Origin of the sequence: Mesorhizobium sp. M6A.T.Ce.TU.016.01.1.1 (assembly GCF_003997065.1) — a bacterium.
GTDB lineage: Bacteria > Pseudomonadota > Alphaproteobacteria > Rhizobiales > Rhizobiaceae > Mesorhizobium > Mesorhizobium mediterraneum.
The window spans coordinates 1-4,487 of the sequence record NZ_RZTJ01000057.1 but is presented as its reverse complement, the minus strand read 5'-3'; the positions used below and the strand labels follow the sequence as shown (position 1 = coordinate 4,487).

At 59.8% G+C, this 4,487-nt stretch carries 7 protein-coding genes and 3 pseudogenes; 4 read left to right on the top strand and 6 right to left on the bottom strand.

What is annotated here, in order from left to right; translation table 11 throughout:
- On the top strand, positions 1-851 hold an 851-nt coding region (locus EOC94_RS32875; RefSeq protein WP_127295750.1), incomplete at its 5' end, for an NtaA/DmoA family FMN-dependent monooxygenase.
- Positions 852-1,004: 153 nt separating this feature from the next.
- Here EOC94_RS32875 and EOC94_RS35200 read toward each other — a convergent pair.
- Positions 1,005-1,316, bottom strand: a complete 312-nt coding sequence (locus tag EOC94_RS35200; RefSeq protein ID WP_185928381.1) for a hypothetical protein — start codon at positions 1,314-1,316, stop codon at positions 1,005-1,007.
- Between the two features lie 15 nt (positions 1,317-1,331).
- Between EOC94_RS35200 and EOC94_RS34980 the strand changes: the two genes are divergently transcribed.
- Together EOC94_RS34980 and EOC94_RS34975 are read left to right on the top strand one after the other, a co-directional pair.
- Complete coding sequence (locus EOC94_RS34980) at positions 1,332-1,619, top strand: hypothetical protein (RefSeq protein ID WP_245465717.1); 288 nt, start codon at positions 1,332-1,334, stop codon at positions 1,617-1,619.
- Between the two features lie 56 nt (positions 1,620-1,675).
- Positions 1,676-1,855, top strand: a complete 180-nt coding sequence (locus EOC94_RS34975) for a hypothetical protein (RefSeq protein WP_245465716.1) — start codon at positions 1,676-1,678, stop codon at positions 1,853-1,855.
- 3 nt (positions 1,856-1,858) lie between these two features.
- On the opposite strand, the gene EOC94_RS32860 is transcribed toward EOC94_RS34975, so the two are convergent.
- The 4 genes and pseudogenes from EOC94_RS32860 to EOC94_RS32850 form a co-directional block, all read right to left on the bottom strand.
- On the bottom strand, positions 1,859-2,095 hold the full coding sequence (locus EOC94_RS32860) for a hypothetical protein (RefSeq protein WP_245465715.1): 237 nt from the start codon (positions 2,093-2,095) through the stop codon (positions 1,859-1,861).
- An 87-nt stretch (positions 2,096-2,182) separates the two neighbouring features.
- Complete coding sequence (locus EOC94_RS34275) at positions 2,183-2,332, bottom strand: hypothetical protein (RefSeq protein WP_185928382.1); 150 nt, start codon at positions 2,330-2,332, stop codon at positions 2,183-2,185.
- Positions 2,333-2,351: 19 nt separating this feature from the next.
- Positions 2,352-2,774, bottom strand: a pseudogene (locus EOC94_RS32855) (FAD-binding protein); the annotation flags it as partial.
- 9 nt (positions 2,775-2,783) lie between these two features.
- A complete protein-coding gene (locus tag EOC94_RS32850) occupies positions 2,784-3,071 on the bottom strand; it encodes a gamma-butyrobetaine hydroxylase-like domain-containing protein (RefSeq protein ID WP_127295746.1) in 288 nt (95 codons plus the stop codon).
- Positions 3,072-3,480: 409 nt separating this feature from the next.
- Here EOC94_RS32850 and EOC94_RS32845 point away from each other — a divergent pair.
- Positions 3,481-3,884 (top strand): annotated as a pseudogene (locus EOC94_RS32845) (transketolase C-terminal domain-containing protein); the annotation flags it as partial.
- Between the two features lie 425 nt (positions 3,885-4,309).
- Here the strand turns inward: EOC94_RS32845 and EOC94_RS34970 are convergent.
- Positions 4,310-4,487, bottom strand: a pseudogene (locus tag EOC94_RS34970) (SAM-dependent methyltransferase); the annotation flags it as partial.

Genomic DNA, 4,487 nt, shown 5'->3' with positions numbered 1-4,487 from the left:
GTTGGGAGGACGACGTGCTTGTCTCGGACAGGGTGTCCGGAATCTTTGCCGACACCGACAAGATCCACCCGATCAACCACATCGGCAAATATCATCGGGTGAAGGGACCGCTCACGCTTCCACGCTCGCCGCAGGGGCGTCCGGTATACGTGCAGGCAGGTTCGTCCCAAGACGGACGGTCATTCGCAAGCCGCTATGCCGAGGCGATATTTACTGCACATCAGACACTCGGCAACGCGCAGGAATTTTATGCCGACATCAAAGCGCGCGTGAAGTCGGTTGGCCGCAACCCTGACCACGTCAAGGTCTTGCCCGGCATCAGTCCCTTCATCGGTTCCACCGAGGCGGAAGCCCGCGCGCTGCATGACGAGTTCAACGAGCTGACGCAGCCGGAATATTCCCTTCACCAGCTACGCCGCATCGTAGACGCCGATCTTTCCAACTACGATCTGGACGGGCCATTTCCGCGCGATCTTATCCGCATCGAGGGCGAGCGCGGTGCGAGCAGCCGCTTCCACGTCGTACTCGACATCATCGAGCGCGAGAATCCAACCATCCGCCAGCTGCTCCACCGCCTCGCCGGGGCGCGCGGCCATTGGGTCCAGGCCGGGACCCCCGAACAGATTGCCGACAAGATCCAGGAATGGTTCGACAATGGCGCCGCGGACGGCTTCAATATCATGCCACCCTATCTGCAAGGCGGGTTCGATGTATTCGCCCAGGAAGTGGTGCCGATCTTGCGCAGGCGCGGACTTTTCCGGAACGACTATGATGGGGCAACGCTGAGGGACCATTTCGGTCTGCCGCGCCCGGAAAATATGTTCAGCCGACCGCAAAAGGCGTCCGCCTGAGCCACCTTCGCATCGGGCATTCAACCTAAAAGCGTTATGCCAACACATAATAGTTTGTGGGGCCGCCAGGGAGACCCGCGCGAACATGACAGCCGCCATTTCCGCGTATCGCGACCCGACTGCCGGCACGGCTCCGATCAGCTCCCTTGCGAATCATCGGCGGCGGTGCCAGCTGCGTCCTGATGGCCGCGCTGGAGGAGATTCGGGCCGGACAGGTCTACGACTGCGATGGCGCGGCAGATTGAGTTCAGTTGCCACCTCGGCGGGATGGTTGCGCAAAGCCCCGGTGTAGACGGTGCTGAAACCGAGCGAGTCAGCGGCAACACAGGCATTTTGCGCGGCCAGGGCTGCATCGATGGTGGCGATCAGGAATGTCTCGGTGAAGGCAAGCCCATCGAGTTCGATGTTTCGTTCTGCTCCGATGTCATGGACGTGTGCAAGATCTGCGACCCAGATGAGGAACAATGGCGCATCGACGATATGATTCTGGTTACTGGCGAGCGTGGCGAGGCGCGCCGCGAAATCCTCTACGGCATCGTCAAGCCGAACAGCAGGATCCAGTTCAGCGAGGCCATGCCCGGCGACGCCAAGGCGATCTTCTATCTCGCCGACCAAGCCGGCCTCGAGGGGACCGTCTCGAAGCGTGCCGACAGCAAATATCGCAGTGGCCCGACGACGAACTGGCTGAAGACCAAGAGCTTTACGGTCGACGAATTCGAGCTGCTTGGCGTCGAGCGTGAGCCGGGCAAGGCGGCATTCGCTCTTTAGCGGAACCCGGCACAGGGAAATATGTCGGTTCGGCCTTCATCAGCCTGGGTCGCGACATGAAGGAACGGCTGTGGAAGCGCGTCCAGCAGCACGCCGGCCCGCCGCCCGAGGCCATGAAGAAGCGGCCGGCGACGCAGTGGGTCGCGCCCGGCGTCAAGCTGCGCATCAAGCATCTGCGCGGCGACCACAGCCACATACGCCATGCTTCGCTGCTCGGCTTTAGCGATGAGGAATAGCAGTCAGCCGGCGAACAAGTGCTTTGAGCCGGTCGTCACGATCCAGTTCGCCCGGTCGATATGACTGCGAACAGCGTTGCGGGCGCGCACCGGTTCAAGAGCCGGGTCGATGCCAAGAATGCGCTCGGCCATCTCCTCTATGCTGGCTTCGTCGGCGCAGAAGTCCAGGATCTGCAGATAGATGGTGATATTCTCTTTGTCGTAAACCGTGATGGAGTCCGACCACGGGACTTCTTCCATGATTCCAGGCTTCATGACGAACTAGCTCTCTGGTGAATGGAACTGCTGTACCGGGATGATTGGCACGGGCTTGGCAGTCGTCAACCGCTAAAATGGCCGGCCGGCGCGCATCATGGCGCGCGCGAGTGCAATCTGTGCCTCGACCTTGGCGTTTTCATTTTGCGTCATGTTGTCGGCGGCGATCAGCCGGCGTAGCGAGCGCATGATCTCCCCGCGCGTCCAGCCGGCCTCCAGCATGCAGTCAACGATCGCCCGAAGTGTCGCCATTCGGCATTGGCAGCACATAGGTTCCGAGATGGTGGACCTTCTTCAGATCGAAATCGCCATTGGCGTTCTTCTGGAAACGGATGCCGAAACGGTCAAGTTCCTGGATGATGTCATAGCAGCGCGAGGCATATTTGAAGACCGGCGCCTGATCGACAATGCCGTCATTGGCAATGGTGATCTCCTTGGTATATTGCTCGGGCGTCGCATATCCCGGGACGACGGCGTTGTTCAGTCCGTCCATGCCCATGGAGATAGCTCCGGAACGCTTCACATTTGCCTTTTCGAGCAGGACGACTTTCAGAGCGGGATTTTTCTGCTTCGCCTTGAGCGCCGCCATTGGTCCCGCCGTGCCGCCGCCGATCACCAGCACATCGCAGGTGACTTCCGACAACCCTTCGACAAAATTATCCATTCTCGTTCCTCAAGCATCAGAATCGGCGATTTCGCGCAAATAGCTCCAGGGATAGATGCCCCGGGCGTGCCCGTCGGAGAAAATCAGACGTATGGCATATGAACCGATCGCCTCTGCGCTCGTCACGGTGACGGTCTCGAACGAATGTTCGTTGCCCTCGATGTCCGCCCGCACCTGCTGTGCCGCCCGGCTGCGCGCCCGCAGCTTGGACGCGGGGATGAGCGAAACCACACCGTCCTCCCATGTAACGGAGAGAAGGCTGCGCGCGGCAGTGACCTTGAGTTCAAGAGGTATCACGGCGTCCCCCGAGGGTTCGCCGCATCTTAAAGACTAGCGGAACATGGGCACGCAACAAATTGCCTGCGGCCAGCATGCTATTGAAACCGCGATAGTCCTGCTTTGCCGTGGTCTTCACGCGATGCGTTTCAGGCGGGCAGTCCATATCTCCATGTTCACCGGATCTCCGGATGCGATCATGAACGCGTGTGCGGAATGAACAAACATGACGTAACCGCGGAGCGGTGGCCACCTAACATGTGGCGGCGATGTTCGAACATTTAGCCGGCTGGCTGTCCCCCGATAGGATGAAGACCGGGCTCACGATCGACACCGGCCCAGGCATCGAACAGAGGACAGCCATGAAGCAGTATCTCGGTCTCGATGTATCCATGAAGAGACGGCAATATCAATCTGGCAGGACGGCAAGAGAATTTGGCGGAGCAAGGTTCCAGCCGTGCTCGACGAGTACGACGACACATTCCAGTTGGGCAAGGCACGCCTGTTGCGCGAGGGTGCGGATGTGCTGTTCATTTCCAGCGGCCTAATGATCTGCGCGCTGGAGGCGGCGAAGGCGCTTGAAGCCGACAGGATCGGCTGCGCCGTACTGCAGTTCCGACGAGCAAGCCTTTGGACACGGAGGTGATACTTGCCGCCGCGGGCGATCCTGGACGGTCGGTGGTGCTCGCGACGAACCACTTCATCATTGGTGGTGTGGGTGAAGGCGTTGCCGCCCTGCTGATGCGCGAGGGAGTGGTCCCAGTCTTTCGCCAGATCGCCCTGCCCGATGAGTTCCTCGAGGCTGGGGCGCTGCCGACGCTTCATGATTGCTAAGGGATGTCGACTTCCGAACTCGTGCGCCGCGTCCGCAAATTGGAGCGAATGAGAAGCAAGACCGCTTGCCACGCAACGTGGACTACCCGCTGATGCGCCTTGTCAAAAAAACGTTCCGAAGCCTGCGTCGGGCACTTAGCTATGCGGCACTCATTGCCCAAAGCTTCTTTGGATTCCCTCGTAATTGGCTGGCCCTTAGGATGGCTTTGTCCGTCCCCTTTACTGTTTGTTGAGTATATTGCGTCACGCTCATGAACGGACATGATGGTATCTCGTACATGGCCAAGGCCCCGGCGACCGACCCAGCGCCGGGGCCTTTTTACAGCTGCCGTTTCGGGCAGCCGACGAGGCATCGTCCGTCGCTGTCTGCAAAGGGTCGGAAATAGGGCCCTGAACCGGTGCCGTACTGCGGAGGATCGGCACTCCTAGCGTTTCGACGAGACAAGCAGCATCATCGGTCTTTCCGTTCTTCCTTCAGCTCCGGGACTTCCATGATCTGTTCCATCGACGGTGCGAACTCATTGACGGCTTCTATGGCAAATCCGGCACTGACCAGCGCGTTAAGGGTGGTTCCGATCCTGCGATGATACTTCACCACACCGT

Bases quoted from the DNA above. Each gene is read 5' to 3' on its own strand.
- EOC94_RS34975 (WP_245465716.1), top strand. From the start codon at position 1,676: ATGAAGGAACGGCTGTGGAAGCGCGTCCAGCAGCACGCCGGCCCGCCG.
- EOC94_RS34275 (WP_185928382.1), bottom strand. From the start codon at position 2,332: ATGCTGGAGGCCGGCTGGACGCGCGGGGAGATCATGCGCTCGCTACGC.
- EOC94_RS32860 (WP_245465715.1), bottom strand. From the start codon at position 2,095: ATGGAAGAAGTCCCGTGGTCGGACTCCATCACGGTTTACGACAAAGAG.
- EOC94_RS34980 (WP_245465717.1), top strand. From the start codon at position 1,332: ATGATTCTGGTTACTGGCGAGCGTGGCGAGGCGCGCCGCGAAATCCTC.